The sequence below is a fragment of the Streptococcus mitis genome (assembly GCF_003942685.1).
Taxonomy (GTDB): domain Bacteria; phylum Bacillota; class Bacilli; order Lactobacillales; family Streptococcaceae; genus Streptococcus; species Streptococcus mitis_CD.
The window spans coordinates 139,507-165,778 of record NZ_RJNR01000001.1 but is presented as its reverse complement, the minus strand read 5'-3'; the positions used below and the strand labels follow the sequence as shown (position 1 = coordinate 165,778).

General features: G+C 41.9%; 28 protein-coding genes. 10 read left to right on the top strand and 18 right to left on the bottom strand.

The features are described from left to right. Positions 1–107: 107 nt before the first annotated feature. The 5 genes from D8855_RS00810 to D8855_RS00790 all read left to right on the top strand — a co-directional run bounded on the left by D8855_RS00810 (position 108) and on the right by D8855_RS00790 (position 3,669). Complete coding sequence (locus tag D8855_RS00810) at positions 108–1,052, top strand: magnesium transporter CorA family protein (RefSeq protein ID WP_000815623.1); 945 nt, start codon at positions 108–110, stop codon at positions 1,050–1,052. 11 nt (positions 1,053–1,063) lie between these two features. Further along, complete coding sequence (locus D8855_RS00805; RefSeq protein WP_049487391.1) at positions 1,064–1,741, top strand: DUF1129 domain-containing protein; 678 nt, start codon at positions 1,064–1,066, stop codon at positions 1,739–1,741. A gap of 15 nt (positions 1,742–1,756) precedes the next feature. Then, positions 1,757–2,104, top strand: a complete 348-nt coding sequence (locus D8855_RS00800) for a hypothetical protein (protein ID WP_000331824.1) — start codon at positions 1,757–1,759, stop codon at positions 2,102–2,104. 161 nt (positions 2,105–2,265) lie between these two features. Further along, entirely contained in the window at positions 2,266–3,300 is a 1,035-nt protein-coding gene (locus D8855_RS00795) for a S66 family peptidase (protein WP_049487390.1), read from the top strand. Between the two features lie 105 nt (positions 3,301–3,405). Next, positions 3,406–3,669, top strand: a complete 264-nt coding sequence (locus D8855_RS00790; RefSeq protein ID WP_125415545.1) for a SemiSWEET family transporter — start codon at positions 3,406–3,408, stop codon at positions 3,667–3,669. Positions 3,670–3,753: 84 nt separating this feature from the next. Here D8855_RS00790 and D8855_RS00785 read toward each other — a convergent pair whose 3' ends face one another. From D8855_RS00785 to mutL, 3 genes are read right to left on the bottom strand one after another with little or no spacing between them, the layout of a single operon-like run. Beyond that, on the bottom strand, positions 3,754–4,317 hold the full coding sequence (locus tag D8855_RS00785; RefSeq protein WP_049487389.1) for a DNA-3-methyladenine glycosylase I: 564 nt from the start codon (positions 4,315–4,317) through the stop codon (positions 3,754–3,756). 9 nt (positions 4,318–4,326) lie between these two features. Then, positions 4,327–4,920, bottom strand: coding sequence for a Holliday junction branch migration protein RuvA (gene ruvA, locus D8855_RS00780; protein ID WP_125415543.1), 594 nt, complete (start codon positions 4,918–4,920; stop codon positions 4,327–4,329). Between the two features lie 15 nt (positions 4,921–4,935). Then, positions 4,936–6,885: a DNA mismatch repair endonuclease MutL gene (mutL, locus tag D8855_RS00775; RefSeq protein WP_125415541.1), complete on the bottom strand. Its 1,950-nt coding sequence runs from the start codon at positions 6,883–6,885 to the stop codon at positions 4,936–4,938. A 206-nt stretch (positions 6,886–7,091) separates the two neighbouring features. Here mutL and D8855_RS00765 point away from each other — a divergent pair, with 206 nt between their 5' ends. Both D8855_RS00765 and D8855_RS00760 read left to right on the top strand, forming a co-directional pair. After that, complete coding sequence (locus D8855_RS00765) at positions 7,092–7,532, top strand: LytTR family DNA-binding domain-containing protein (RefSeq protein WP_125415539.1); 441 nt, start codon at positions 7,092–7,094, stop codon at positions 7,530–7,532. Then, positions 7,529–7,987, top strand: coding sequence for a DUF3021 domain-containing protein (locus D8855_RS00760; protein ID WP_125415537.1), 459 nt, complete (start codon positions 7,529–7,531; stop codon positions 7,985–7,987). The genes D8855_RS00765 and D8855_RS00760 overlap by 4 nt, the downstream gene beginning before the upstream one ends. Before the next feature lie 41 nt (positions 7,988–8,028). On the opposite strand, the gene mutS is transcribed toward D8855_RS00760, so the two are convergent. Then, the gene (gene mutS, locus D8855_RS00755) at positions 8,029–10,563 is read right to left on the bottom strand and encodes a DNA mismatch repair protein MutS (RefSeq protein ID WP_125415535.1); all 2,535 of its coding nucleotides are present in this window, start codon (positions 10,561–10,563) and stop codon (positions 8,029–8,031) included. A gap of 50 nt (positions 10,564–10,613) precedes the next feature. Further along, positions 10,614–11,060: an arginine repressor gene (gene argR, locus D8855_RS00750; RefSeq protein ID WP_001231476.1), complete on the bottom strand. Its 447-nt coding sequence runs from the start codon at positions 11,058–11,060 to the stop codon at positions 10,614–10,616. Between the two features lie 135 nt (positions 11,061–11,195). Between argR and argS the strand changes: the two genes are divergently transcribed. Then, positions 11,196–12,887, top strand: coding sequence for an arginine--tRNA ligase (argS, locus tag D8855_RS00745; protein WP_125408977.1), 1,692 nt, complete (start codon positions 11,196–11,198; stop codon positions 12,885–12,887). A 497-nt stretch (positions 12,888–13,384) separates the two neighbouring features. Then, positions 13,385–13,630 (top strand): hypothetical protein, encoded by a 246-nt coding sequence (locus D8855_RS00740; RefSeq protein WP_042751768.1) that lies wholly within the window; start codon positions 13,385–13,387, stop codon positions 13,628–13,630. A gap of 166 nt (positions 13,631–13,796) precedes the next feature. On the opposite strand, the gene nrdI is transcribed toward D8855_RS00740, so the two are convergent. The 5 genes from nrdI to D8855_RS00715 form a co-directional block, all read right to left on the bottom strand. Next, a complete protein-coding gene (gene nrdI, locus D8855_RS00735) occupies positions 13,797–14,261 on the bottom strand; it encodes a class Ib ribonucleoside-diphosphate reductase assembly flavoprotein NrdI (protein WP_020901834.1) in 465 nt (154 codons plus the stop codon). 73 nt (positions 14,262–14,334) lie between these two features. Next, positions 14,335–14,868 carry an ABC transporter permease gene (locus D8855_RS00730; RefSeq protein ID WP_049493894.1) on the bottom strand — a complete coding sequence of 178 codons (534 nt, stop codon included), beginning with the start codon at positions 14,866–14,868 and terminating at the stop codon, positions 14,335–14,337. A 60-nt stretch (positions 14,869–14,928) separates the two neighbouring features. Continuing rightward, the gene (locus D8855_RS00725) at positions 14,929–16,215 is read right to left on the bottom strand and encodes a response regulator transcription factor (protein ID WP_033682432.1); all 1,287 of its coding nucleotides are present in this window, start codon (positions 16,213–16,215) and stop codon (positions 14,929–14,931) included. An 11-nt stretch (positions 16,216–16,226) separates the two neighbouring features. Next, complete coding sequence (locus D8855_RS00720) at positions 16,227–17,897, bottom strand: sensor histidine kinase (RefSeq protein ID WP_306425617.1); 1,671 nt, start codon at positions 17,895–17,897, stop codon at positions 16,227–16,229. After that, positions 17,875–18,489 (bottom strand): YesL family protein, encoded by a 615-nt coding sequence (locus D8855_RS00715; protein WP_049493892.1) that lies wholly within the window; start codon positions 18,487–18,489, stop codon positions 17,875–17,877. The genes D8855_RS00720 and D8855_RS00715 overlap by 23 nt, the downstream gene beginning before the upstream one ends. A gap of 134 nt (positions 18,490–18,623) precedes the next feature. Here D8855_RS00715 and D8855_RS00710 point away from each other — a divergent pair, with 134 nt between their 5' ends. Then, positions 18,624–19,193 (top strand): MptD family putative ECF transporter S component, encoded by a 570-nt coding sequence (locus D8855_RS00710; RefSeq protein ID WP_033685599.1) that lies wholly within the window; start codon positions 18,624–18,626, stop codon positions 19,191–19,193. Positions 19,194–19,221: 28 nt separating this feature from the next. Here D8855_RS00710 and D8855_RS00705 read toward each other — a convergent pair whose 3' ends face one another. From D8855_RS00705 to D8855_RS00665, 8 genes are all read right to left on the bottom strand, one after another. Continuing rightward, on the bottom strand, positions 19,222–19,914 hold the full coding sequence (locus D8855_RS00705) for a methionine ABC transporter permease (RefSeq protein ID WP_000444647.1): 693 nt from the start codon (positions 19,912–19,914) through the stop codon (positions 19,222–19,224). 1 nt (position 19,915) lies between these two features. Further along, a complete protein-coding gene (locus D8855_RS00700; RefSeq protein WP_045612391.1) occupies positions 19,916–20,977 on the bottom strand; it encodes a methionine ABC transporter ATP-binding protein in 1,062 nt (353 codons plus the stop codon). Then, the gene (locus D8855_RS00695; protein ID WP_033678570.1) at positions 20,970–22,343 is read right to left on the bottom strand and encodes a M20 family metallopeptidase; all 1,374 of its coding nucleotides are present in this window, start codon (positions 22,341–22,343) and stop codon (positions 20,970–20,972) included. The genes D8855_RS00700 and D8855_RS00695 overlap by 8 nt, the downstream gene beginning before the upstream one ends. 96 nt (positions 22,344–22,439) lie before the next feature. Then, complete coding sequence (locus D8855_RS00690; protein WP_125415533.1) at positions 22,440–23,294, bottom strand: MetQ/NlpA family ABC transporter substrate-binding protein; 855 nt, start codon at positions 23,292–23,294, stop codon at positions 22,440–22,442. 153 nt (positions 23,295–23,447) lie between these two features. Continuing rightward, entirely contained in the window at positions 23,448–24,278 is an 831-nt protein-coding gene (locus tag D8855_RS00685; RefSeq protein WP_020901826.1) for an amino acid ABC transporter substrate-binding protein, read from the bottom strand. A 209-nt stretch (positions 24,279–24,487) separates the two neighbouring features. Next, a complete protein-coding gene (locus D8855_RS00675; RefSeq protein WP_125415531.1) occupies positions 24,488–24,811 on the bottom strand; it encodes an AzlD domain-containing protein in 324 nt (107 codons plus the stop codon). Then, entirely contained in the window at positions 24,801–25,496 is a 696-nt protein-coding gene (locus D8855_RS00670) for an AzlC family ABC transporter permease (RefSeq protein ID WP_000659743.1), read from the bottom strand. The genes D8855_RS00675 and D8855_RS00670 overlap by 11 nt, the downstream gene beginning before the upstream one ends. A 240-nt stretch (positions 25,497–25,736) precedes the next feature. Continuing rightward, entirely contained in the window at positions 25,737–26,249 is a 513-nt protein-coding gene (locus D8855_RS00665; RefSeq protein WP_000036821.1) for an HdeD family acid-resistance protein, read from the bottom strand. Positions 26,250–26,272 lie beyond the last annotated feature (23 nt).

Below are 26,272 nucleotides of genomic sequence, written 5' to 3'. Positions count from 1 at the left end.
GCTTACCATTATACCAAAAAAAGTGAGATTCTATTACCCAAAAGGCCGATTTTGTAGTATAATAGTACGGTGTGAAAAAATCTGAAAAATGAGAAAGGATAAGGGATATGAAACAAGTTTTTCTCTCTACAACAACTGAATTTAAAGAGATCGATACACTTGAACCGGGTACTTGGATCAATCTCGTCAATCCGACTCAAAATGAATCACTCGAAATCGCTAACGCCTTCGATATCGATATTGCCGATCTTCGAGCACCGCTCGATGCGGAAGAAATGTCTCGTATTACCATTGAAGACGAGTATACCCTGATTATCGTAGACGTGCCGGTCACAGAGGAAAGAAATAACCGCACCTACTACGTAACCATTCCGCTTGGTATTATCATCACCGAGGAAACCATTATCACTACTTGTTTGGAACCACTACCTGTCCTTGATGTCTTTATCAACCGTCGGTTGCGTAATTTCTATACTTTCATGCGTTCGCGTTTCATCTTCCAGATTCTCTATCGCAATGCAGAGCTTTACCTAACAGCCCTTCGTTCAATTGACCGTAAGAGTGAACAAATCGAAAGTCAACTGCATCAATCAACTCGTAATGAAGAATTGATTGAACTCATGGAATTGGAAAAAACCATCGTCTATTTCAAGGCCTCACTTAAAACCAATGAGCGCGTGATTAAGAAATTGACCAGCTCAACCAGCAATATCAAGAAATACCTTGAGGACGAAGACCTGCTTGAAGATACCCTGATTGAAACCCAACAGGCCATCGAGATGGCAGACATTTATGGAAACGTCTTGCATTCTATGACAGAGACCTTCGCCTCTATCATTTCTAACAACCAGAATAACATCATGAAAACCTTGGCCCTTGTGACCATCGTCATGTCCATCCCAACCATGGTCTTTTCTGCCTACGGGATGAACTTTAAGGATAATGAAATCCCCCTAAACGGCGAGCCAAATGCTTTCTGGTTAATCGTCTTTATCGCCTTTGCTATGAGTGTCTCGCTCACTCTCTATCTCATCCATAAAAAATGGTTCTAAGAGGAGTTCCTATGTCTCAGATTGATCTACAAAAATTAACTAAGAAAAACCAAGAGTTTGTCCACATCGCTACCCAACAATTCATCAAAGATGGGAAAACAGACGCTGAAATCAAGGCTATTTTTGAGGAAGTCATTCCCAAAATCCTTGAAGAGCAAGCCAAGGGTACGACTGCTCGTTCCCTCTATGGCGCACCGACCCATTGGGCTCATAGTTTCACTGTCAAGGAACAATATGAAAAAGAGCATCCAAAAGAAAATGATGATCCAAAACTCATGATTATGGATTCAGCCCTTTTCATCACTAGCCTCTTTGCCCTTGTCAGCGCCCTCACAACCTTCTTTGCGGCAGATCAAGCTTTCGGCTATGGATTTGTTACTCTCCTATTAGTTGGACTGGTTGGTGGATTTGCCTTCTACTTGATGTACTACTTTGTTTACCAATACTATGGACCAGATATGGACCGCAGTCAACGTCCGCCTTTCTGGAAATCTGTACTAGTTATCCTAGCTTCTATGTTCCTTTGGTTGCTTGTCTTCTTTGCAACAAGCTTCCTACCAGCTAGCCTTAACCCAGTACTTGCTCCAGTGCCACTGGCTATTATCGGAGCAGCCCTCCTAGCCCTTCGCTTCTATCTCAAGAAACGCTTGAACATCCGCAGCGCAAGTGCAGGACCAACACGTTACTAAGAAAAGGAAAGAGCTATGGCATATAGTCAATCTTTAGCTCAGCAGATTCGAAAAATTCTAGCGCTCAAACTTCCTCCCCAAATTTTCGAAGAAGAGCTAGAAGAAAAGAAGCTGTTTGGTGGCCTGGCCTTTATGATTCGTGGTAAAATGGTCCTTACTGTCAGTTCCAGAAAGGATGAACTGGTTATGGTCAGAATTGGCAAGGAAATGGAGAAGCAAGTTCTACCCCGAACAGGAGCTCATACTACATTGATGAGGGGGCGCCTTTATCATGGGTATATAGACTTAGATATAGAAGGCCAAAAAGAATTGCCTTACTGGATTGATTTGGCTCTCTCCTATAATCAAGAGTTGACCAAGTAACTCATATCTAGCGAGATTACTGATTAGAAAACGAAAAGCAACTGCACCAGCGGTTGCTTTTTCACTTGCTTGCCTACAAGCTTCCCTCTACCCTTTTCCCTATAGTTTTCTCCCATCTTTTATGATAAAATAGGCTCAATCAATTTCTAGGAGGAAGAAATATGGTTTCTACTATTGGTGTTGTTAGTTTATCTAGTGGCATTATCGGAGAGGACTTTGTCAAACACGAAGTGGACTTGGGTGTCCAACGTCTCAAGAACCTGGGACTCAATCCTACCTTTTTGCCTCATTCGCTAAAAGGATTAGACTTTATCAAGGACCATCCTGAAGCTCGTGCAGAGGATTTGATTCATGCCTTTTCTGATGATAGCATCGACATGATCCTATGCGCCATCGGTGGAGACGATACCTATCGCTTACTACCTTATCTTTTTGAAAATGACCAACTACAAAAGGTTATCAACCAAAAAATATTTCTTGGCTTCTCAGATACAACCATGAACCATCTCATGTTGCATAAACTAGGTGTTAAAACTTTTTATGGTCAATCCTTTTTAGCAGACATTTGTGAATTGGACAAAGAAATGCTAGCCTATAGCCTTCACTACTTTAAAGAATTGATTGAGACAGGAAGAATCTCAGAAATTCGCCCTAGCAATGTTTGGTATGAGGAACGAACTGATTTTAGTCCCAAAGCTCTGGGGACACCTCGTGTCAGTCATACAAATACTGGTTTTGAGTTGTTACAAGGAACTGCCCAGTTCGAGGGGAAAATCCTCGGTGGTTGCCTCGAATCCCTCTACGATATCTTTGACAACTCTCGATACGCAGATAGCACGGAGCTCTGCCAAGAATACAAACTTTTCCCTGACTTGTCAGACTGGGAAGGAAAGATCCTCTTGCTAGAGACAAGCGAAGAAAAGCCTGAGCCGGAAGACTTCAAAAAGATGTTACAAACTTTAAAGAACACTGGTATATTCAAGGTCATCAGCGGACTCTTGGTCGGGAAACCTATGGATGAAACTTTCTATGACGACTATAAAGAGGCACTATTGGATATCATTGACAGCAATATTCCAATTGTCTATAATCTGAATGTCGGCCACGCAACTCCGAGAGCAATTGTCCCCTTCGGAGTCCATGCCTATGTAGATGCACAGGAGCAAGTCATTCGCTTTGACTATAACAAAAAATAAATAGTGTCTCTATTTTTGTGCTTTTGTATTCGTTTTCGTTACAATTTGTATCTGAATTTATTGCATTTCGCTAATTTCTATGATATCCTTTTGAAGGAGGTGTATATGACAAAACAAAAAATTAATCGAATCGTAGGTTCTATTGGTGCCTTTATTGGAATCATAGTATTTATTGCCTACATACCTCAAATTATCACTAATTTACAGGGAAATAAAGCTCAACCATTTCAACCTTTATCAGCTGCTATATCTTGCTTAATCTGGGTTATTTATGGATGGACAAAGGAACCTAAGAAGGATTGGATACTAATCATTCCAAATTCAGCTGGTGTTATTTTAGGTGGAATCACTTTTTTGACTTCACTCTAACAAATCTAATAGTATATATAAAAAGCTGGGAAAGATTTCTCAGCTTTTTTCTATATTCTCAGATATGCTAGTTACCTGTACATACTAACGACCGCTTTTCCACTCACAATCATTCTCATGGTCATCAACTAGCCCTGCAGCCTGTAGAAAAGACAAGACGGCGACTGGGCCTGTGAACTTGAAGCCTCGTTTTTTGAGATCTTTGGCTAACTTCTCAGACAGAGGTGTTTTAGCTGGGGCTTGGCGGTAATCGGGAACATCGTTAACGATCGTTTTCCCCTCAACAAAAGACCAAAGATAGGCATCAAAAGAGCCGTACTCTGCCTGTAGTCGTAGAAAGGCTTGGGCGTTAGCGCGTGTAGCAAAAATCTTGGCTCTATTTCGGATGATGGCTGGATTATCCAGCAAGTTTTCCAATTCGGTGTCGGTCATCTCTGCGACCGCTTGAATTTGATAGCCATGAAAGGCTTCTCGGAAAGCTTGGCGTTTGTTAAGTACCGTTTCCCAAGACAGGCCCGCTTGATAGGTTTCCATACACAACAACTCAAACAATGCTTGGTCATCATGGAGGGGCTGGCCCCACTCCTCATCATGATAGGCGATATAGAGCGGATTGGTCATCTTGACCCACGAACAACGTTTTGTCATGCTCTGCTCCTATTTGACCAACATTTTAAGGGCCGACTTGATATAGTTCTCAGCTGTATCTGTCGTTCCTTCAAAGAATTTCTTGATTTTCTTGAGCTCGATTGCCTTGTAGCCCAAAGCCAACATGGCTTCCATAGCTTCTTCCAATTCTTGGTTTTCAGCGCTAGCTTGCACTGCCACCTTGGCAGGAAGATCATCTCCTGCAACTACTACCTTGCCTTCCAAGTCCAACACCATCTGCTGGGCTGTTTTCTTGCCAATTTTAGGGAACTTAGTCAAGTAGGTGATGTTCTTGGTTTCGATAGCTTGAACCAAGCCAGCATTGTCATCGGCAGCAATAATAGCAAGAGCTGATACAGGACCAATCCCAGAGACCGAAATCAGACTGAGAAAGAGCTTTTTCTCGTCTTCTGTGCGAAATCCATAGAGCAGATGAGCGTCCTCACGCACAACCTGATACACATAAATTTGAGCTTCTTGGTTGATCTGACCTGAATAGGCATAAGGATTGGCCACATGCAGGATATAACCGATACCGTTGGTTTCAAGAACAATGTATTTAGCAGTAATTTTGGTAATGATTCCTTTTAAATATTCGTACATAGTTTTCCTTTTAGTTTAATATTTCCCCAACTCACGGAGACTGGTGTGATTTTCCTGAATGCGTCGGAACATCTTTTCCATATCTGACTTGGTAAAATGCACTAAAACAGGACGTCCATGGGGACAGTTATAGGGATTGTCACACTGAGAAAGCTGATAGAGGAGCTGTCTAGCCGAATGGTCATCGATACGATGGTTGGCCTTGATAGACCGTTTGCAGGACATCATAATAGCCAACTCTGCTCGATATTTCTTGATAGAAACTTCCTTGGTCAAAAGGAGCATGTCACACATTTCATAGATGCCTGACTCAATCTCTTCTTCTGCCATCCAAATAGGATGTTCACGTAGGATGAATTGATTTTCCCCGTACTCTGCTAGAAAGACTCCAACTTCCTCTAAAAGAGGCATTCTTTCCTTGAGACGAAGGGCATCATCCGCAGGAAATTCAAAGATATAGGGCACTAGGAGTTGCTGCTGGCTCTGGTCAACATTGCCAATGCTTTCACGATATTCCTCATATTTAACCCGTTCCTGAGCCGCATGTTGGTCTATGATGTAGAGCCCATCTCGCCCTTGGGCAAAGAGATAGGTTCCATGCATTTGCCCGAAAAATTCTAACTCTGGGAAGCTGGATGCTTCTTCTCGCTCCAGCTTGTCATAAGCCTTATCCAGACTGGCTAAGTCTAGCTCTGGATGGTCTAGTTGGTCGTAGTTAGCAGGCTTTCTCTCTGCAAAATGCAGTTTTGCTGGCTTGGTCAATTGATCCAAGGTTTCCTTGGCAAACAAGGTCAAGTCTTGCCTTTCCTCAGTTAATTCTACCTGATAATCAGCCACCTCAGCTTGACTGGATCTATTTGCCTCTGTTTTCTCATAGTAGAGAGTATTTTCTTTGAGTGGGAGAATGGTCTGCTCCACCTTTTGACGATTGCGCACGGTCGATTTAGCAAGATTTTCCAAGGCATCAGGTATCAAAGTTTGCTCCTTGAGACTATTAGAAATAGCTTCTGAGACCAGGGTCATCAGTTCTTTTTCCTTGGAAATCCGCACCTCTTGCTTGGTTGGATGCACATTGACATCCGCTAGATAAGGGTCAATATGGATATGAATAACAGCCAACGGAAAGCGTCCCACCATGAGCTTACTTCCGTAACCATCTAAAATAGCACGATTGAGTAGGAAATTCTTGATATAACGACCATTGATGAAGAGACTGATATAATTGCGATTGGCCCGAGTTAACTCAGGCAAGGACACAAAGCCAGAAATTTCGAAATCAAGGTCAGAATTCTCAATTTCAATCATCTTCTTGGCACTCACCAAACCGTAAATCCCTGCGATAGCTTGGCGCAATTGACCTGTTCCCGCTGTTCGTGTCATTTCCTTACCATCACTAATCAAACTAAAAGAAATCTCAGGATGGGCCAAACCCAGACGGTTGACAATATCAATGATATGAGATAACTCTGCTTGCTGGCTCTTCATATACTTGAGGCGGGCAGGCGTGTTGAAAAAAAGGCCCTCCACACAAACCTTGGTTCCCACAGGACTGGTCGCTGGGATGATTTCCTCTACTTCTCCCCCACGCGCGACCAGCTTGGTCCCGTGACTAGCACCATCTACCGCCGTTAGCAGAGTTAAGACACTAACAGACGCTATAGAAGGAAGGGCTTCACCGCGAAAACCAAGCGTCCGTATTCGAAAAAGATCCGCTTGATTTTTGATCTTACTGGTCGCATGACGGCGCAGGGCCAGCTCCACCTCATCGTGGGCAATTCCATGACCATTATCTGTGATTTGGATTTTCTTGAGACCAGCTTCCTCAATCTCAATGATAATCTGGCTAGAGCCAGCGTCAATGGCATTTTCTACCAGCTCCTTAACAACGCTAGCTGGACGCTCGATAACCTCTCCAGCTGCAATCTGGTTTGCCAGCACCTCTGGCAATTCAATAATATGAGACATCTTTCAGCCCCTTTCTGTATCTATTTTCCTAGAAATTGATTAGTGCTATTATACCATATTTCAGATAGGACAGAAAAGCAAGCACCACATAGGAACCAAATCCCTCCACATAGACAAAGTCCCTTGCCAGGTGTCGTAAAATAGTGTTTAATAAAGGTGTACAAGAAGTGATCACAATTTTGTATGAAAAACAAGGAGAGAAATTTATGAAAGTAGAACTACAGATTAGTGAGACTTACAAGGAGGAAAAACTGATTGTTCAAGCACCTCAAGAAACCGAGAAAGTTCAGAAAGTCATCGAGTTCGCAGAAAATCTGGATCGAACAGAAAAAATCAAAGGGAAAATCAATAATCAGGTCTATCTCGTTGAGATTGGCAAGATACAGCGCTTCTATATCGAGAATCGGAAGGTTCTTGCAGAAACGGCTAGCCAGACCTACAATATTGATTTACGGCTCTATCAGGTTCTTGAAATTCTGCCAACCAATTTTATCCAAATTTCCCAATCAGAAATCATCAATATCAACTCCATCTCTCATCTCAAGCTAACCCCAAACGGTCTGGTAGAAATCTTTCTAAAAAACGAAAGTTTCACCTATTCTTCACGCCGTTATCTAAAAACCATCAAGGAGAAATTAGAACTATGAAAAAACAAATCTTCCACGACGCAACCGCCGGTGTTCTTATCGGACTCATCCTCTCTATCATCTTTTCACTCATTTATGCACCAAATACCTACGCACCACTAAATCCCTACTCTATCATCGGCCAAGTGATGGCTCAACATCAGGTTCACGGTGCCCTGGTCTTGCTCTACTGTACTCTTATCTGGGCAGCCATCGGTATTCTCTTCAACTTTGGTAAACGATTATTCAGCCGTGACTGGAGCATGCTTCGTGCCACTCTGACCCATTTCTTCCTCATGCTGGCTGGCTTTGTCCCATTAGCAACCCTAGCAGGTTGGTTCCCCTTCCACTGGATCTTCTATCTCCAGCTCATTATCGAGTTTGCGATTGTCTATCTAATCATTTGGGCCATTCTCTATAAAAGAGAAGCTAAAAAAGTAGACCATATCAATCAACTCTTGGAACATAGAAAGTAAGAGCAATAATCCCACTCACAAATGCATGAGTGGGATTATTTTTATAGTTTTTGTTTTAACTCAACCAAAACATTCATGGCCTGCATGGGTGTCATGTTGTAAATGTCCAATTTAGCTAATTCTGCTAGGATAGGATGCTCTTCTGCCGTATCAAAGAGTGAAATCTGTTCTGTGACAGCACTTGTTTGCCTCATAGGAGCAGGACTTTCTGTCCCTTGATTCTCTAACTGAGTCAAAATCTTATCCGCCCTTGCTAAAAGGTCTGCTGGTAAGCCAGCAATCTTGGCAACATGGATACCGTAGGATTTGTCAGCTGGACCTGGTTCAATCTTATGAAGGAAGGTCACCTGCCCACCCTGCTCCAAAGTTGCCACGTGAACATTGACCAAGTGTTCCAAGCTGGACTCCAGACTAGTCAACTCATGGTAGTGGGTCGCAAAGAGGGTCTTGGCTCCGATATGCTCATGGATGTATTCGATGATAGACTGAGCGAGAGCCATACCATCATAAGTTGCAGTTCCCCGTCCCAATTCATCAAAGAGAATGAGAGAGTTCTTGGTCGCATGCGAAATGGCATTGTTGGCCTCCATCATCTCTACCATAAAGGTTGATTGACCTGAAACCAAGTCATCTGCTGCTCCAATACGGGTAAAGATTGCATCAAAAATCGGTAAATGGGCGCTTTCTGCTGGCACATAGGAACCCATCTGGGCCATAACTGCCGTCATGGCTAACTGGCGCATATAGGTTGACTTACCACTCATGTTTGGCCCTGTAATCAGTTGAATACTGGTATCTTCTGCCATCTGAATCGTATTTGGAATATAGGTCTGAGCCCCCATGACCTTTTCAACGACAGCATGGCGCCCTTTCTGGATATCAATCCGCGAATCCTCTCCGAACTCTGGTCGAATCAAATGCTGAGTTTCAGCCACAACCGCCAGACTTTGCAAGACATCAACCGTCGCAATTCCTTGGGCTAGAGCTTGTAAACGCTGGATGTACTTGCTAACCTCTTCACGAATACGCATAAAAATTTCGTACTCTAGGTTAGCTGACTTCTCACGCGCCTCCAACATATCTCCCTCGATACGGGCTAATTCTTCGGTTCCAAAGCGTTCTGAGTTTTTCAGCGTTGCCTTGCGGAAAAAATGGGCTGGCACATTTCCCAGTTGCGAATTGGTCACATGGAAATAGTAGCCGTCCTTTTTATTATAGACAATCTTAAGTGCGCTAATACCAGAGTTTTCTCGCTCCTTAGCCTCAATCTCAGCAATCCAGCTAGCCCCTTCTCTGAGAACGCGACGGTACTTGTCTAAAGTCTCATCAAATCCAGTCCGGATAATACCACCTTCTGTAATCACATGAGGAGCTTCAGGAGCAATCGCTGCGCTAATCAAGCTCTCCAATTCAGGGATTCCATCCAGTTGTTCAATGAGATAGGCTAGAGCAGGTTGCTCCATCCCTTCTAAAATCGCACGAATCCGTGGTACGCTAGACAAGGTGGTCGCCAGCTGCAGGAGGTCCTTGGGATTGGTTTTGCCAAAAGAAACCCGACTAGCCAAACGTTCGATGTCATAAACACCCTTGAGACTGTCTGTCAAATCACTGCGCTCAAAGAAATGGTCGAGAAAGACCTGCACCACTTCTTGACGTTGGATGATTCGTTCCTTATCAATCAAAGGACGATGAATCCAAGAACGCAAGAGTCGCATCCCCATAGCCGTCTTTGTTTCATCCAAAAGCCAGAAAAGACTGCCTTGCTTCTTGCCTGAACGAGCATTCTCAACCAAATCCAGACTAGCCTTGGTCGCATAATCCATCTGCAAGAAATCCTTGATTTCATATCGGATAACAGGTTTGAGGTGGTTCAATTCCCTCATCTGAGTCCGATGAACATACTGAAGCAGTTTACTAGACGCCGCTTGCTCCACCGCTGCCAATCGTGAATCCAGCAAATGAAGGTCCTCAAAGCCTTCTTTTTCATAAGAGAGCACCAGATTCATCTGGCGACTGAGGATTTGTTCTTCCTCCTCAGACAAGTCATAACCCAACACCACTTCTCGCGCCTTAAGGTTACGGATTTCCCCACAAACTAGCGTAAAATCCAAAAGACCTGTCACATAAAAATCACCCGTCACTAGGTCCATATAAGCGAGGCCAAATTGACTCCCATCACGGTCTATGGCAACCAAGAAATTATTCTGACTGTCCGGCTTACTACTGTCGACCACTGTCCCTGGCGTAATGACTTGAACAACCTCTCGTTTCACAACTCCAACAGCTTGTTTAGGATCTTCCATCTGCTCTGCAATAGCTACCTTAAAGCCCTGCTCAATCAAGACATCGATATACTGTTGGGCAGAATGATAAGGAACACCCGCCATAGGAATCGGATTGTCGGCATTCTTGTTGCGACTCGTTAAGGAAATTTCCAGAATCTGCGCAGCATTGACCGCATCCTCGTAAAATAATTCATAAAAATCACCCATCCGAAAGAGCAAAAACGCATCTGGATATTGCTTTTTAATATCCACATACTGTTGCATGCCGGGTGATAGCTTTTCTGTCGCCATTTTCCGTCTCTCCTTGTCAAAAATAAGTCTTGAGAGTAACTCCCAAGACCTTACTTATCTTTCATCAAATCTAGCAAACGATCTTCCATGAGTTTGGCAACGTGCTGGTCTCGACAAATAACCAATAAGGTATTGGCACCAGCAACTGTTCCTAAAATCCATTCATCCTTGTTTGCATCAACAATATTTGCCAAAACAGAGGCTTCTCCCAATTTGGTATGAAGCACCAAGGTAAACTCTGCTCTTGCAACACCTTCTAAATGATGAGACAAAAATTCCACCAAATCAATCTTTTCTGTCTCATTTGCTAGTACATAATACACCATATCATTTTTCTTGACCTTGGTCAAGCCGATTTCGCGCAAATCACGAGACAAGGTTGTCTGCGTCACAAAGACATTGTGTGCCTCCAACCGATCTTGAATTTCTTTTTGTGTACTTAATTTCTCCTCAGTAATCATTTTTTTTATTAACTGATGACGATCTCTTTTTCTCATAAAATCCTCTTATATGCATATTTATAACTAATTTTATAACTATATTATACCAAAAAAACAGGAGATTTCAAAAATTTTTTCTTCTTTCTTTAAAATTGTGATAAAATAGTAGAAAAGTCCAAAAAGGAGCTCTTAATGAATACAAAAGAATTGATTGCTAGCGAGTTGGCTAGCGTCATTGATAGCCTGGACCAAGAGGCTATTTTAAATTTACTGGAAACCCCTAAAAACTCAGAAATGGGAGACATCGCTTTCCCTGCTTTTTCTCTTGCAAAAGTCGAACGTAAAGCACCTCAAATGATTGCTGCTGAACTGGCTGAAAAAATTAACAGCCAAGCCTTTGAAAAGGTTGTCGCAACAGGACCTTACGTTAACTTTTTCCTTGATAAATCTGCCATTTCTGCTCAAGTATTGCAAGCTGTTATCACTCAAAAAGAACACTATGCTGACCAACATATTGGCAAGCAAGAAAATGTTGTGATCGACATGTCTAGTCCTAATATCGCTAAACCATTTTCTATTGGTCATCTACGTTCAACTGTTATCGGAGATAGCTTATCACATATTTTCCAAAAAATCGGATATCAAACAGTCAAGGTCAACCATTTGGGAGACTGGGGTAAACAGTTTGGAATGCTGATTGTTGCCTACAAAAAATGGGGCGACGAAGAAGCTGTAAAAGCTCATCCAATTGATGAACTTCTTAAACTCTATGTCCGCATCAACGCTGAAACTGAAAATGACCCTAGCTTGGATGAAGAAGCACGCGAATGGTTCCGTAAACTTGAAAATGGAGACGAGGAAGCTCTCGCTCTTTGGCAATGGTTCCGTGATGAAAGTTTGGTGGAATTTAACCGCCTTTACAATGAATTGCAGGTTGAATTTGACAGCTATAACGGAGAAGCCTTCTATAACGATAAGATGGATGCAGTCGTAGACATTCTTTCTGAAAAAGGCCTTCTTGTTGAGTCAGAAGGTGCCCAAGTTGTGAATCTTGAGAAATATGGAATTGAACATCCAGCCCTTATCAAGAAATCGGATGGTGCAACTCTCTATATCACTCGTGACTTGGCCGCAGCCCTTTACCGTAAAAATGAATACCAATTTGCCAAATCTATCTACGTCGTTGGCCAAGAACAATCTGCCCACTTTAAACAGCTCAAAGCCGTCTTGCAAGAGATGGGCTACGACTGGAGTAACGATATTACTCACGTTCCTTTTGGTTTGGTTACAAAAGAAGGGAAGAAACTCTCTACTCGTAAAGGGAATGTCATCTTACTAGAGCCTACTGTTGCAGAGGCCGTTAGTCGTGCCAAGGCCCAAATCGAGGCTAAAAATCCTGAACTAGAAAACAAAGACCAGGTAGCGCATGCTGTTGGGGTTGGAGCCATTAAATTCTATGACCTCAAGACCGACCGTACAAATGGATACGACTTCGACCTAGAAGCTATGGTATCCTTCGAGGGTGAAACTGGACCTTACGTTCAATATGCCTATGCTCGTATCCAATCGATCTTACGCAAAGCAGACTTTAAACCAGAAACTGCTGGCAACTATAGCTTGAATGATGCAGAAAGCTGGGAAATCATCAAACTCATCCAAGACTTCCCACGTATTATTAACCGTGCGGCGGATAACTTTGAACCTTCTATCATTGCAAAATTTGCAATTAGCCTGGCTCAATCCTTCAACAAATATTATGCACATACACGTATCTTGGATGAAAGTCCAGAACGCGACAGCCGTCTAGCACTCAGCTACGCAACCGCAGTCGTTCTCAAAGAAGCACTTCGCTTGCTTGGAGTAGAAGCACCTGAGAAGATGTAAATCGCCAAAGTTACTTAGATTGCTTTGCAATCTAAGTAACTAACGCCAAATCCTATCAGAGATTTGGCTAGGCGCTTCACTAGTTTTAGGACATAAATATGATCGACTTATGTCCTAAAACGTCGTAATCTTAAAGTTATTGGAACTAAAGTTCCTAATTGTTAGACGCTAGCCGCTTTTATGCGGACTAGCTAACTGCTTCACTAGTAAAGAAACATAAATATTATCGATTTATGTTTCTTTACGTCGTAACCAGAGACACTTGCCTAAACGCCTCACTAAATTGGTCAACCAAATCTATTAATTGGCTTAGTGGCTGGTGCTAATCTTCAAGTCACTAGAATGTAAAGCAATCTAAGTAACTTACACTAAATCTATACGGATTTTGGTTTAGAGATCTATCAGAAATCTTATCAAGTTTTGCTGACTTGTTCTGCTATTTTAGATCCACTAAATTGATTTATTCACTACTTCTTTATCATACAGGGAGATATTCTATGAGCCAATATGCTTATATCCTCGTTGTGATTAGCTTGGTTTTCCTTTTTCTGCTTAATAAGTACGAGAAGGAGAGACTGCAAAAACTCTACCAAGAACAACTTTTAAAGGATGAAACATTTAGGTCTGACATCAAAGAGAAAATTCACACGACTGAAAACATCAATGATGTCATTGCTTACATCAATAAAACTTATCATCTAGGAATGTTGCTATCAAAAGACATTACAGATCAATTGAAATAATCAAAAACCGAGAAGAAAGCTTCTCGGTTTTTTTAGGGCATAATTTTTATCTTCCAACTATAGCAAATAACATTTATATTAAAAATTTTATAGGTAATTTTCATCTCTGCTATAGAGGGGGATATAATAAGTTCTTTCTTCTAATGATTGCAAGATTGGTTTCAGCTTAACTTTCCAACTCATACAAATCTGCGATAATCGCTGCGACACGTTTGATATCTCCCAGCATACCTCGCATTTCAAAATCAGCCAATACAGGGAAGCCAAAACGTTGACTATATTGCTTGGCTGTCAGGCAGTATTGGTTATTAAAGTTACGATTTCCTGAACCAACCACACCAAAACACTTACTGGCATTGTCACCATAGGCGATAAAATCTCCCACTGGTGTCGTCAAAATCTCGACATCTCCGTTATCCACGCCATTCCCACCTTCTAGGTAAGTCGGCAAAAAAGCAACATAGGGATGGTCCATTTCATAGAAATCTTGGCCTTCTTTGACCAAATCCTTGATATGAATCTTTTGAACCTCAATTCCCTCGTACTGGGACAAGAGATAGTCTTTCAAGCGCGTCACAAAACTCTCCGTATTTCCACTCAGACTGATGTAGACCAAGGAAACTTTTTTCATGTTCTCCTCCTTTTTTTAAATCATAAAAAATAACTACCAAGATTGTATCTTGATAGTTATGCTTTGTCAACTCTTAGGCAAGTTCTTCCTCTTCTTGAGTTTCTGTCAATTCTTTTTGCTGACGCCACATTTTATAGAAGACGATTGCTAGGAAGATAACATTGAGTACGATCCCAAAAATAGCAGAACCTTTGGCACCAAGCTCCGCTCCCATACGGATGTTAGGGTCTGTAAAAAGTAAAACCGCATCCTGAACGCCGATAAAGTTGTAGATAGAACCAACGATGGCAACGAAGACATAAGCAAGATAAGTGTAGTTAGCCAATTGGATGTTTTTACGAACAAGGAAAACCAAAGACACAACCACCAGAATAACAGATAAGACAACCAAGAGAATGTTGAAGATAGAATGACCATGCTCCGATACCTTAATGGTGTAAGCAACGAGCTCCTTAGCATAAGTAGCATTAACACCTGATGCTGATGTTTCTAGATTGTTCATAGCCTCCGCAGTAGGTACTGGAGATATGATTCCAAATAGTGACATTGCTGAGAGTAAGGCTGAAAAAATCAGTAATACCCATAGATAAATCGGTTTCTTTTTCATGATAGAACCTCCTGATATTATTATTGATATTATAGCACTTTTTGTAAAGGGATACAAATATTATAGTGTAGTTTCTACCTGTTTTCGGTAGGCTTTTGGCGATTTTCCGCACAATTTTCGGAACACTTTATAGAAATATCCAACATTACTGTAACCAACAGCATAACAAATATCTTCGATACTGTCACTGGTTGAAAGTAAAAGTTGCTGAGCAGCCTTAATGCGTTGTTTGTTTAAAAGCTCTGCGAAGGTCGAATTGGTTTCTCGCTTAATCAACTGCCCCAGATAGACAGGATTGATAAAGAGATCCTTACTGATATCCTTGAGAGAAAGTTCTTTCTGATAATCACGCCCAATGACTTCTAGCACACTAACCACATTTTCATTCATACGATATTGCCCAAAGAATCGAGTCAGAGTTTCCTTGATATAAGGAACCAATTCATCGAAGGTTTGAATAGCATGAATCGTTTTGACAATATCCGTCAAATCATCAGCCTTTAGATGTTCAAACAAATGAAAGACATCCATGACAAACTGGATAAAAAGCTGTTTGGTAATCGGAACACGCGGCGTATTTTCAAGAACCACCTTCTCCAAGAGATTTAACTCTTCTACGATTTGATTGAGATTCCCCTGAATGATAACCCTATAAATCGGTTCGTAGTAGGCAAAGAGACTCTCAGACCGTTGTAGATTTACAGAGCCGTAAAAGAGGGCTTTCTCAGCATTCAGCTTCCAGCGTTCAAAGTGTTCTTGATAGGGAGCTTCAAAGGGAGTAACGACTAAACCATCTAGGGGTTGGTCAGAAATGAAAATCTGCCAGTCTTGACCCAAGACATAGTAGGGAATGGTGAAAGAGCCTTGTTTTTCCTTGGATAGGCCTATCCACCAATTCTCCTTACCTCCTAGATAACTAACAAATCCAGCCTCGTCTAAATCTTGACTGAGGATCTGACTTTTCTTTCCTCTCTCGCCGAGCTGACCTGCAATCTTCTCCAGCAGATTTCCCAACTCTACCTTATCAACAGGTTTGACCAGATAGTCCACCACACTAAGGTTCATTGCTCTTTTTACATAATCAAACTCCTGATAACCTGAGAGCAGGATATAGGCAGCATCTGGTAAGATTTCTTTCATCTCCCGAATCATATCAAGCCCTGTTTTGTCGGGCATATTGACATCGGAAATGACTACATCGACGGGATTTTTCTGAACATATTCTAGGGCTTCATCGGCATGACTGGCTGTTGCGACGACCTCCATATCCCACTTATCAAAAGGAATCAAACGTTTCAGACCTTCTGTCACCATGTACTCATCATCTACTAATAATACTTTATACATTTTCTCCCTTTCTACTCATCTTGAATTGTAATACGATACTGAACACCTGCTTGCTCCGCAGACTCTATAGTAATGGCATAGCGATCCCCAAAATAGAGCACAAAACGCTCATGGACATTGACAATCCCGATAGACTGCTTTTGTTCACTATAACTGGCTTGGTGTTCAAAATGTCTCTGCCTTAACTTTTCTCGGATATCGACCAGCTTTTCAGTCGACATTCCACGGCCATTATCTACCACCAAAATTTCTACAAAACCAGCCTGTTTAAGCGCCTTGATGCTAATCACATTATCTGTCCGTCTGTGGTCAACACCATGCGCGAAATAATTTTCTACCAGCGGTTGTAAGGTAAACTTAGGAATCTTCATATTCTCTAACTCTGGGTCTATCTTGAAACCATAGGCAATGGACTTGGGATAACGAACCATGCAAAGATAACTATATTTACGACAAAATTCTAATTCCTGCTTGAGAAGAGTTTCTCTTTCGTCCGAAATATTATTACGCAACAGGCTACTGAACTCATAAATGATATCTGCCAACTCATCTTGACTTTGCATGACTGCGTACATGCGCAAGAACTCCAGCGTATTGTACATGAAGTGAGGGTTGATTTGCGCCTGCAAGGCCCGCATATTGGCATCTTTTTGACTAAGCTCTAACTGATAAATATCATGGATATTCTTTTCCAATCGATCCAACATATCATTGGTCGTCTCCGCGATTAGGAGCAATTCCTGATCCTTTTCAAGTGTGTCAATACGAAGACCTTCCTCTCCTTGGGCAATAGCTTGGATGGAATCCACTAAATCCACTACCTGCTTTTGATAATTTGAAAAAGTCTTCCTCAAAGTCAGATAGAGAATGACAATAAAGAGAAGGCTCAAACCCACAATCAAAGCAGAGCTGGCAACTGTTCCTTGTAAAACAAAGTTTTTAGGAACTGCCACCTGAACCTGATATCCATGAGAAGTCATACCAACAAACCAGTTCTCATGTTCCCTATTGACCCTCTCACCAATATGAAAAATCTCCGTATCAAATGGTGATGTCACAGTAACAGCCATCGGAATATGACCTCGGGTATTGTCAATGGCATGATATAAAACTTCTGGATCCAAGGAGATGTATATCACTCCTATAGATTGATCCGTTGCTGGATCCAGAACTGGAATTCCAAAACTATTGGCCTCTGGTTTAAAGGCCTCAGCTGGCAAGACATGACCACTTCTTTTATCCCTTGTTGAAACATAAACTTCTTTAAAATCCTGCAAGACGATTGCAACACCCGTTATAGAGTCATTTTGGACATAAAGATCATCAATGTTTTCATACAGAGAAATAGAAGTTGACGAAGCTGCTTGATGCTCCAACAGCCAATAAAAATACTCAGAAGTTGACAAGCTAAAGTACTTATAAACCCCTTGTATCCGGTCTTGATTGGCTACCAAATCTTGCGCTAGCTGGGCTGACTCGCGATAATAATACTCTACCTCATCGACTGTTCGAGTGGTTACACGTTGGGCTACTCTCTGGGCTTCCTTTTCCCGTGAATCCCAGTCAGCGTAAGAGAGTAAGATTGCAAAACTCGCAATAATAATCATCATAACTGAACTGTAGGTTCTTAGAAGCGTATGTAGCCAAAACTGCTTCATTCTATTTTGTCGCCAATTTTTCATGGATACTTTCATAGACCGGTTCCAACATATCACTGATAAAGAAATGCCACATCCCAATTCCTACAAAGAAAAGTAGGGCAGGCATATAGTAACCAATTGCCACAAGTAGCACTGTCCCAAGGAGAACCTTGGCCACAGGCGCTAAGCTCATAAAGATGCCAATCAAGGATAGTTTGAGACTATTTCGATAAGACAAGTCAAAATAAACTTGTAATTTCAAAGATACTGTATAAGCCAAAAACAGCAGGGCAACTACTAGAACATTCAAAAAGGTCGCAATCAAATGAATAATAGTCTGATGAGGCAATTGAACCAAGAGATACAGGCCATAGACCAAAACTAGATCCACCCCTAAAAAGCTATAGAAAATCAGATTGCTTGAGACGAAATTTTGCTTATAAAGAGACCACGCCTCCTTCAAACTGTATTCCCGAAAGCTGTAACCATGTTCTGCATATAGGCTCATCAAGGTGGCACTAGCCGGCGCTAGACCAAGGATAATCCCTCCTACCAAGGTTAATAGCCAAAAGAAGGCTGTCGCAATCATCCCTAAAAAGAAACGATTAAAGACAAAGTCTAAAAATCTACCCATGATATCCCCCTAAAAATAACTATGAAACTATTATATCATATTTCAAGCGTTTTCAAAAACTTCTAGTATCCATTTACAATCCCATAAAACCGTGGTACAATGAGAATTGTGAAAAAATTATCAGGAGACAATTCATGAAAAAATCTATCTTAACTACACTGCTTTTTGCAGTTCTTTACTTCCTCTGCATGGGGATTGGTGTCCTTTTGGGCAATTTCTTTGACCAAGCTGGAAACATGTTTTATGCGCCTGCCTTTACTGCCCTTTTCGGCGGTAGCGTCTATATGATCCTAGTCGCAAAAGTTCCGCGCTTTGGAGCCATTACCACTATCGGCCTTGTCATTGCCCTCTTTTTCTTGGGAACTAAACACGGTGCCGGTGCCTTCCTTCCTGGAATTATCTGTGGTCTCCTAGCAGATGCAGTAGCTAACCTCGGAAAATACAAGGACCAAACTAAGAATTTCCTTTCTTTCATACTCTTTGCCTTTAGCACATCAGGACCAATTCTAATCATGTGGATTGCACCCAAAGCCTATATGGCTACCCTCCTAGCAAGAGGAAAATCCCAAGAATATATCGACCGTATCATGGTCGCGCCAAATCCTGGAACCGTCCTTCTATTTATCGCAAGTATTGTCATCGGAGCCCTAATGGGTGCCTTGATTGGACAAGCCTTGAGTAAAAAATTGGCGCAGAAAATCTGATTACTAAAAAAGAGCCACACGGCTCTTTTTATTTATGGCTCAATTTTTTGGTCAAGAAATCTCCCAAAAATTGGATCGCAAAGATAATCAAAATGATAATGATGGTTGCCAAGATGGTTACATCGTGATTGTAACGGTTAAATCCATAAGCAATGGCTACGTTACCAATACCACCAGCTCCAACCGCACCAGCCATAGCTGTTTCTCCAACAAGAGAAATCAAGGTCACAGTCGTCACACGGATCAAATCTGGAAGACCTTCGGATAGATAGACACCTACGATATCCCAGAATGTCGCTCCGCTCGCTTGAGCCGCCTCAATGACACCGCCATCCAGCTCAGCCAAGACAACCTGCACCTGACGGGCAAAGAAGGCAAAGACTGCAAAAGATAGGGGTACAATAGCCGCATTTGGCCCGATACTTGTCCCTACGATTAGGTGTGAGAAGGGTGACAAGACTGCCAAGAGAATGATAAATGGCACCGCACGGAAAATAGAGGTAATCTTATCCAAAATCCAGAAAACGACCTTATTTTCCAAGACACCACCTGGCGCTGTCAAGACAAGGAAAAGACCTGCCACTAGTCCCAAGAAACCTCCGATGATGAAGGAAAGAACTGTCATATAAAGGGTTAGGTAGATGGCTGTTCCCCAGCCTGCTTGACCAGCCCAGCCCATCTTATAGACATTTGGTAAATAGGTTTGAATCAATGATTCCATCTTACTGTCCTCCCTTCAATACTTTTAGTTGTACGCCTGCTTGACGAATGGCTTCTTGGGCGCCTGCCAAAGCTGCTTTTTCACCTGACAAGACCACAACTAATTCTCCAACAGGAGTTCCATCGAGGATTTCGATATTCCCATAGAGGATATTAGCCGTTACTTGATAATGCTTATACAATTCATTCAAAAGTGGCTCGTCTGTTGAAGCACCTGCATACTTGAGTTGCACCAAGAGACTGTTTTCAGACAAGTGTTCTACGATTTCTTGCTTCTCGATTTTGACCATGGCTTCGTCAATACCTGTAGCTGTTGAGATAAAGTCTTGGGTCAAAGGTTGTTTAGGGTCTGAGAAGATTTCAAGAACACTACCCTCTTCAATCAAATGCCCATCCTGCATAACTGCCACACGGTTGGCAATGTCTTTGACAATCTGCATTTCATGCGTAATCAAGACAATAGTTAAGCCTAATTTTTGGTTCAAATCTTGCAACAAGGCCAAAATCTGCTTGGTTGTCTTAGGGTCAAGGGCAGAAGTTGACTCGTCTGAAATCAAGATTTTTGGATCATTTGCCAAGGCACGCGCAATGGCCACACGCTGTTTTTGCCCTCCAGATAGTTGTGAAGGGTAGTTTTCAGCACGGTCTGCCAAGCCAACCAAGTCCAACAACTTAGCTACTTTAGCCTTCTTTTCTTCCTTGCTAAGTCCAGAGTGTTTGAGGGCAAAGGCTACATTTTCCTCTGCTGTCTTTTGGCTCATGAGGTTAAAGTGCTGGAAAATCATTCCAATATCTTGACGTTTACGACGCAACTGCTCTGCCGTCAAGGTCACCTTACCATCAAAAATCACATCGTCGTCAATGGTAATTTTGCCTGCAGATGGCTTTTGCAAAAGGTTAATTACCCGTACAAGGGTTGATTTCCCTGCTCCAGAATATCCAACGATTCCGTAGATATCCCCTTCTTGGATGTGAATAGTCACATCCTTGACCGCTGTGATGGTTCTCTTCTTTTGATGAAAAGTCACATCGATCTGATCTAACTTGATAATATCTCTACTCATAGCTTCTAATCAGCTCCTCTACTAATTCAATATGGGTGTAGTAATCGGCGATTCGTACGTTTTCATCTCCACCGTGGTCTCGGCTATTGGCATTTCCTAGACCAAAGGCAACCATAGGTACTTCTAAAGCATCAAAAACCGTATGCATAGGACCTGTACCTGCAGTTGTTGGCAAGACTGATACGCCCTGTGGATAGAATTTCTTGGCCAACTCGATCACATTGAGAATGGCTGGTGCGCTCATATCGCTTCGATAGCTCATCTCTCCCAAGGTATAGTATAATTCTACCTTATCAAAGCCATTTTTGTCTAGCTGTTTCCGAATTTTTTCCAGAACATCATGCGGTTCTAGGCCAGGAACCAAACGAACCTCTAGCTTAGCACTAGCTTCTGCTGGTAAAATCGTTTTGACTCCTTGTCCTTGATAACCTGACTGAATCCCTTCGATATTAAGAGCTGGCTCAAAAAAGAAACGTTTTAGAAAGGCTACACGGTCCTCTTGTAAGAGAGGCAATTCCAAGCCATAAATCTGGCTGATTTCCCCAGGATTGCGTTGAGCATAGGCATCCACCAAGGCTAATTCTCGTTCATTCGGCTCTTGTACTTCTTCGTACAAACCTTCAACCAAGATACGGCCATCTGCGGCACGAAGGGACTGTAGGGCTTGAAGGAGGTACCAAGGAGCTGATTCCACAACTCCTCCATAACTAGAGTGGATATCCACATCCGCACTTTTTACCTTGGCATCAAAGGTCACAATTCCTTTATTTCCACCAGAAATTTCTAACTGCTCCAAGGCATTCTTGGTCCCTTGTTCCCAGACCAACAAATCTGCACCACGGAGTTTATCCGCATGTTTTTCCAGATACTTATCCAGGTCTGTCGAAGCCGATTCCTCCGCTCCCTCCATGATAAAACTGATGTTGACAGGCAGGTCATCGTGGTGCTGCATGTATTTTCTCAAAGCACTCAAACGAGCTGTGATATGCCCCTTATCATCATCAACCCCACGCCCATACATGAAGCCATTGCGCACCGAAAGCGTAAAGGGATCCTCTGTCCAGACCTGATCCCCGTCCGCTGGCACAGTGTCATAGTGGTTATAGAAAATTAGGGTCTTGGCATCTGGACGCGAACTCTTGAAATGTGCCATAACAAAAGGCGCCGTATAAGTCTCATCAATCTCCACTTCAGCCCCCACACGCTTGAAAATCTCACCCAGATAGTTGGCAACTTCCTTAAGTCCAACCTGCTGGGCAAAGACTGACTTCTTAGAAATCAAGGTACGCAAAACCTCAAAATAATGCTGGGCCACATGATCCTTTTCAAATTTTTCAATCTGTTCTTGTTCGCTAGGAAAAACCATATTCTCTCTACCTTTCTATGAACTACTCTTCCTGACAATCCATGCTCTATACAAAAGCAAGAGGTGGAATTTTCTCTCCCACCTCCCTGTTTCTTATTACCAAACTGGTTGATCCAAACCGTCTGATGTTTCTTCGATAACTTTTTTCACGTCATCTGTGTGGTAAGCTGCGATCACTTTCTTGATAGCATCAGCTTTTGGTGATGTTTCCCAATCTTTTTTCGCAACGATGATGTTGTACCATTGTTTTGAATTTTCATCAGCTTGTTCTTTGAAAAGTGCTTTCTTGTAGTCCAATTTTGCTTCTGTAACGAAGGTATTGTTTACAACGGCAGCGTCAACTGATGACAATGAACGAGCTGTTTGGCTAGCATCCAATTCAGTGATTTTCAAGTTCTTTGGATTTTCTTTGATGTTAGCAACTGTTGCAAGAGCAGTTCCAGAAACATCCAATTTAATCAAGCCAGCTGATTGAAGCAAGTAAAGTGCACGACTTTCATTTGTAGCATCGTTTGGTACAGCGATTTCTCCGTTTGCTGGGATATCTTCTACTTTAGTGTACTTGTTTTCACTTCCATTCAAACCTGAGTAAAGGCGGATTGGAGAGATGTAAGTATCAGCAATCGCTACAAGGTCTTTTCCGTTTTCTTTGTTCCAGTTGTTCAAGAAGTTGTAGTGTTGGAAAGCGTTCAAGTCTACTTCGCCATCAGCAGTTGCCTTGTTTGGTTGTGAGTAGTCTGTGAACTCTGTAAATTCCAAAGTGATACCGTCTTTTTTAACCAATTCTTGGATTTTGTCCCAACGTTTTTCTTCAGAACCGCTACGGTTAACAGTTGCGATTTTGATAGTTGTTGCATTGTCTGCTTTCTTTTCTGAGTTTCCGCAAGCTGCAAGAGCCAAACCTGCGACTGTAGCAAGGGCTGCTACACCAAGCCATTTTTTGATTTTCATGATTCTTTCTCCTTAAAAATAATACCGTACTAGTATCTCACAATTTGTTTGATTCCACAAATTGTTATTATGTAGTCAGATATATAGTTTAAAACTATATCCCTAAAAATTGAGAAATCACCCATCTTACTCAGAATGGATGATCTCAAGAAATTATTTAATATCAGCTTCTGCTGGTAGATAAGTGTCTCCGAAGAATTGTTTAGACAATTTTTCAAGAGTGCCATCTTTGTAGAGTTCTTGGATACGTTTGTCTACAAATGTTTTCAACTCATCTTGACCTTTGGCAAGAAGTGGGTAAACGTAAGGTTGTTGATCGCTTGGAAGTTCGATAACTTTCAAGTTGTCCAATCCTTGGTTCTTGATAACTGTCTCAACACCGATTTTATCAAAAATCTTGTAGTCAAACTGGCCATCGCTCAAGCGTCCCATGATTTGTTGGAAGTCAGCTCTAGTATAGTTAAGGACAGTTGGATTATCTGAGTGTTGTTTGTTATAGTCTTCCAACTGTTTAGCTGATGTTGTCCCTTGAACAACTTCTGTTGATTTTCCACCGATATCATCAAGCGATTTGATGCTAGAGTCATCCTTCTTCACTACAAGAACGTTAGGGTTTTTAGCAGTTGGGGCTGCGTAAAGGTATTTTTCAGCACGTTCTTTAGTGTAGCTGATGTTGTTAACAGCCATTTGGTAACGGTCAGCATCAAGTCCTGCAAAGACTCCTGACCACTCAGTCTTCTCAAACTTGACATCATACTTGTCAGAGTCTTTAAAGATAGCACGAACCACTTCAATTTCGTAACCAGTCAATTCACCATTTTCTTCATAGTTGAATGGTTTTGGTGAAGCATTGGTTGCAACAATAATTTCTTTCTTGCTAGCTGCTTCCCCTTCTTTTTTTGCACCACCTGAGCAAGCTGCTAGCACACCTGCAGCAACAAGGCCTAAGGCAGCAAGAGATGAGTATTTAACGATTTTTTTCATGTCATTTCCTCCAAAATAGAATACCTTATAATCTTAACAGAAAAAGAGCATTTACGCCATTATATGATATCTATCTCTGTGATAGGTTTTGTTTATGGCTAATTTATACTCAATGAAAATCAAAGAGCAAACTAGGAAGCTAGCCGCAAGCTGTACTTGAGTACGGTAAGGCGACGCTGACGTGGTTTGAATTTGATTTTCGAAGAGTATTAAAAGATCAAACGCAAGACTGCAATTAAGACCACTCCAAAGAGAACTGTTCCGACTAGATTGCGGTAGCGAAAGGCTACCCAAGCTGTTGGAAAGACGGCTAAGAAGTCTAGCCATTTAATTTGAGGAAGGCTCCCAACCTTACCTGTCACTACGCTTGAAAGAATCAAGGCAAAGATAATGGAAACGGGCAAAAATTTCAAAAAACGCTCAACGATTGCAGGCAAGCCCTTATACTTGACCAAGATGAAGGGAATCATACGGGGAATCCAAGTCACTAAGCCAGAGAAAATAACTGCTAATAAAAGATACTTACTGACCATCTAAAACCACCCCCATTGTACAACCAAGTAGCGTCGCAAACAGAACAGCTAGCGACTGAGACACCACTGTTAAGAGTAAAAAGAAGGACACCGCAACAACTGCTAGGATAATGAGCAGATTGCGGACAGGAATCCGTCTTTGCATAATCTGGAATTGCGAAGCAAAAATGCCGATGAACATCCCAACCAGGGCAAAATCCAAGCCAAAGATTTCTGGATTTGGCAGCAGACCACCCAGAGCCGTTCCGACAACTGTTCCCACAAACCAAGCCACATAGCTGTTGAGATTGTTTCCGTGCATCCACATAGGATTGACCTTGTCTGTATGGGCTAACTCGCCCATCAAAACGCCATAAGTCTCATCCGTCAAGAGACTAGACATACCGATATTTTGCCAGAGACTGGTATGACGGAAATAAGTTGACGCATGCAAACTCAACAAAAAGAGACGCAAATTAATCAAAAAGACCGTCATAGCAATAGCTGCCACAGGTGCTTGAACCGCAATCAGTGCCAACATGGCAAACTGGGCACTCCCAGCATAAACAAAGAGGCTCATCAAGCCCATCTCAACAGGTGTCACATAGGGCGCACCAATAATCCCACAGGCCAAGCCAATACTGACATAACCAAGGGCCGTTGGCATGGCCGCCTGCGCCCCCTCCCAAAATCCTTTTTCTTTCATCTTTCTCCTCATATTGTCTTAATAATACTCAATGAAAATCAAAGAGCAAACTAGAAAGCTGGCCACAGGTTGCTCAAAACATTGTTTTGAGGTTGCAGATAGAAGCTGACGCAGTTTGAAGAGATTTTCGAAGAGTATAAGTAGGCTGAAAAGGCTCCAGCCATAGCATGGACTATTATAACACATTCAGGAAAGAGAAAAAAGTCTGCTGATTGTAATCAGACAGACTCCATTTTATTCTTATTTAATCTTGAAGAATTGAACAATTGCCACAATACCTTGATAAATAAAGACAAAGGCAATGGTGTAACTAATATAGAGACCGGTCATCAATGGGTGTCCCATCATGATTAAACCTGCTACGATTCCTAAAATCCCCATCCAAACTAGAGGGGTACCTACCGATTTATCCGTCTTACGAACCTTGAAACCAACGATAGTTTTTGTAATACCATTTGTCAAGGCCCATAAAGAAATGATAAATGGTACAAATGTTACCATTTCAATAAAGCTACCTGAGAACAAGGTAAGAGCGAGGATGAGGGTAACAATTCCTCCAAATAAATTCCAGCCATGCTTTTCTTCTGATTTGAAGTATTGTACAATCTCAGAAATCCCTTGAACTGCAAATACAAGTGCAAACCAGAAAGTCATGGAAGCCAAGCTAATAAGAGGATGTGCAAACATATTAAAACCTACAAAAACTGCAAAAATACCCGCAATTAGTAACAACCATTTCCAAATTTTCGACATTATTTTTCTCCTTTTTTAGAGGA

What these genes read in the sequence shown, in the direction of transcription:
- D8855_RS00810 (WP_000815623.1), top strand. Translation starts at nt 108, where the DNA reads ATGAAACAAGTTTTTCTCTCTACAACAACTGAATTTAAAGAGATCGAT.
- D8855_RS00805 (WP_049487391.1), top strand. Translation starts at nt 1,064, where the DNA reads ATGTCTCAGATTGATCTACAAAAATTAACTAAGAAAAACCAAGAGTTT.
- D8855_RS00800 (WP_000331824.1), top strand. Translation starts at nt 1,757, where the DNA reads ATGGCATATAGTCAATCTTTAGCTCAGCAGATTCGAAAAATTCTAGCG.
- D8855_RS00795 (WP_049487390.1), top strand. Translation starts at nt 2,266, where the DNA reads ATGGTTTCTACTATTGGTGTTGTTAGTTTATCTAGTGGCATTATCGGA.
- D8855_RS00790 (WP_125415545.1), top strand. Translation starts at nt 3,406, where the DNA reads ATGACAAAACAAAAAATTAATCGAATCGTAGGTTCTATTGGTGCCTTT.
- D8855_RS00785 (WP_049487389.1), bottom strand. Translation starts at nt 4,317, where the DNA reads ATGACAAAACGTTGTTCGTGGGTCAAGATGACCAATCCGCTCTATATC.
- ruvA (WP_125415543.1), bottom strand. Translation starts at nt 4,920, where the DNA reads ATGTACGAATATTTAAAAGGAATCATTACCAAAATTACTGCTAAATAC.
- mutL (WP_125415541.1), bottom strand. Translation starts at nt 6,885, where the DNA reads ATGTCTCATATTATTGAATTGCCAGAGGTGCTGGCAAACCAGATTGCA.
- D8855_RS00765 (WP_125415539.1), top strand. Translation starts at nt 7,092, where the DNA reads ATGAAAGTAGAACTACAGATTAGTGAGACTTACAAGGAGGAAAAACTG.
- D8855_RS00760 (WP_125415537.1), top strand. Translation starts at nt 7,529, where the DNA reads ATGAAAAAACAAATCTTCCACGACGCAACCGCCGGTGTTCTTATCGGA.
- mutS (WP_125415535.1), bottom strand. Translation starts at nt 10,563, where the DNA reads ATGGCGACAGAAAAGCTATCACCCGGCATGCAACAGTATGTGGATATT.
- argR (WP_001231476.1), bottom strand. Translation starts at nt 11,060, where the DNA reads ATGAGAAAAAGAGATCGTCATCAGTTAATAAAAAAAATGATTACTGAG.
- argS (WP_125408977.1), top strand. Translation starts at nt 11,196, where the DNA reads ATGAATACAAAAGAATTGATTGCTAGCGAGTTGGCTAGCGTCATTGAT.
- D8855_RS00740 (WP_042751768.1), top strand. Translation starts at nt 13,385, where the DNA reads ATGAGCCAATATGCTTATATCCTCGTTGTGATTAGCTTGGTTTTCCTT.
- nrdI (WP_020901834.1), bottom strand. Translation starts at nt 14,261, where the DNA reads ATGAAAAAAGTTTCCTTGGTCTACATCAGTCTGAGTGGAAATACGGAG.
- D8855_RS00730 (WP_049493894.1), bottom strand. Translation starts at nt 14,868, where the DNA reads ATGAAAAAGAAACCGATTTATCTATGGGTATTACTGATTTTTTCAGCC.
- D8855_RS00725 (WP_033682432.1), bottom strand. Translation starts at nt 16,215, where the DNA reads ATGTATAAAGTATTATTAGTAGATGATGAGTACATGGTGACAGAAGGT.
- D8855_RS00720 (WP_306425617.1), bottom strand. Translation starts at nt 17,897, where the DNA reads ATGAAAAATTGGCGACAAAATAGAATGAAGCAGTTTTGGCTACATACG.
- D8855_RS00715 (WP_049493892.1), bottom strand. Translation starts at nt 18,489, where the DNA reads ATGGGTAGATTTTTAGACTTTGTCTTTAATCGTTTCTTTTTAGGGATG.
- D8855_RS00710 (WP_033685599.1), top strand. Translation starts at nt 18,624, where the DNA reads ATGAAAAAATCTATCTTAACTACACTGCTTTTTGCAGTTCTTTACTTC.
- D8855_RS00705 (WP_000444647.1), bottom strand. Translation starts at nt 19,914, where the DNA reads ATGGAATCATTGATTCAAACCTATTTACCAAATGTCTATAAGATGGGC.
- D8855_RS00700 (WP_045612391.1), bottom strand. Translation starts at nt 20,977, where the DNA reads ATGAGTAGAGATATTATCAAGTTAGATCAGATCGATGTGACTTTTCAT.
- D8855_RS00695 (WP_033678570.1), bottom strand. Translation starts at nt 22,343, where the DNA reads ATGGTTTTTCCTAGCGAACAAGAACAGATTGAAAAATTTGAAAAGGAT.
- D8855_RS00690 (WP_125415533.1), bottom strand. Translation starts at nt 23,294, where the DNA reads ATGAAAATCAAAAAATGGCTTGGTGTAGCAGCCCTTGCTACAGTCGCA.
- D8855_RS00685 (WP_020901826.1), bottom strand. Translation starts at nt 24,278, where the DNA reads ATGAAAAAAATCGTTAAATACTCATCTCTTGCTGCCTTAGGCCTTGTT.
- D8855_RS00675 (WP_125415531.1), bottom strand. Translation starts at nt 24,811, where the DNA reads ATGGTCAGTAAGTATCTTTTATTAGCAGTTATTTTCTCTGGCTTAGTG.
- D8855_RS00670 (WP_000659743.1), bottom strand. Translation starts at nt 25,496, where the DNA reads ATGAAAGAAAAAGGATTTTGGGAGGGGGCGCAGGCGGCCATGCCAACG.
- D8855_RS00665 (WP_000036821.1), bottom strand. Translation starts at nt 26,249, where the DNA reads ATGTCGAAAATTTGGAAATGGTTGTTACTAATTGCGGGTATTTTTGCA.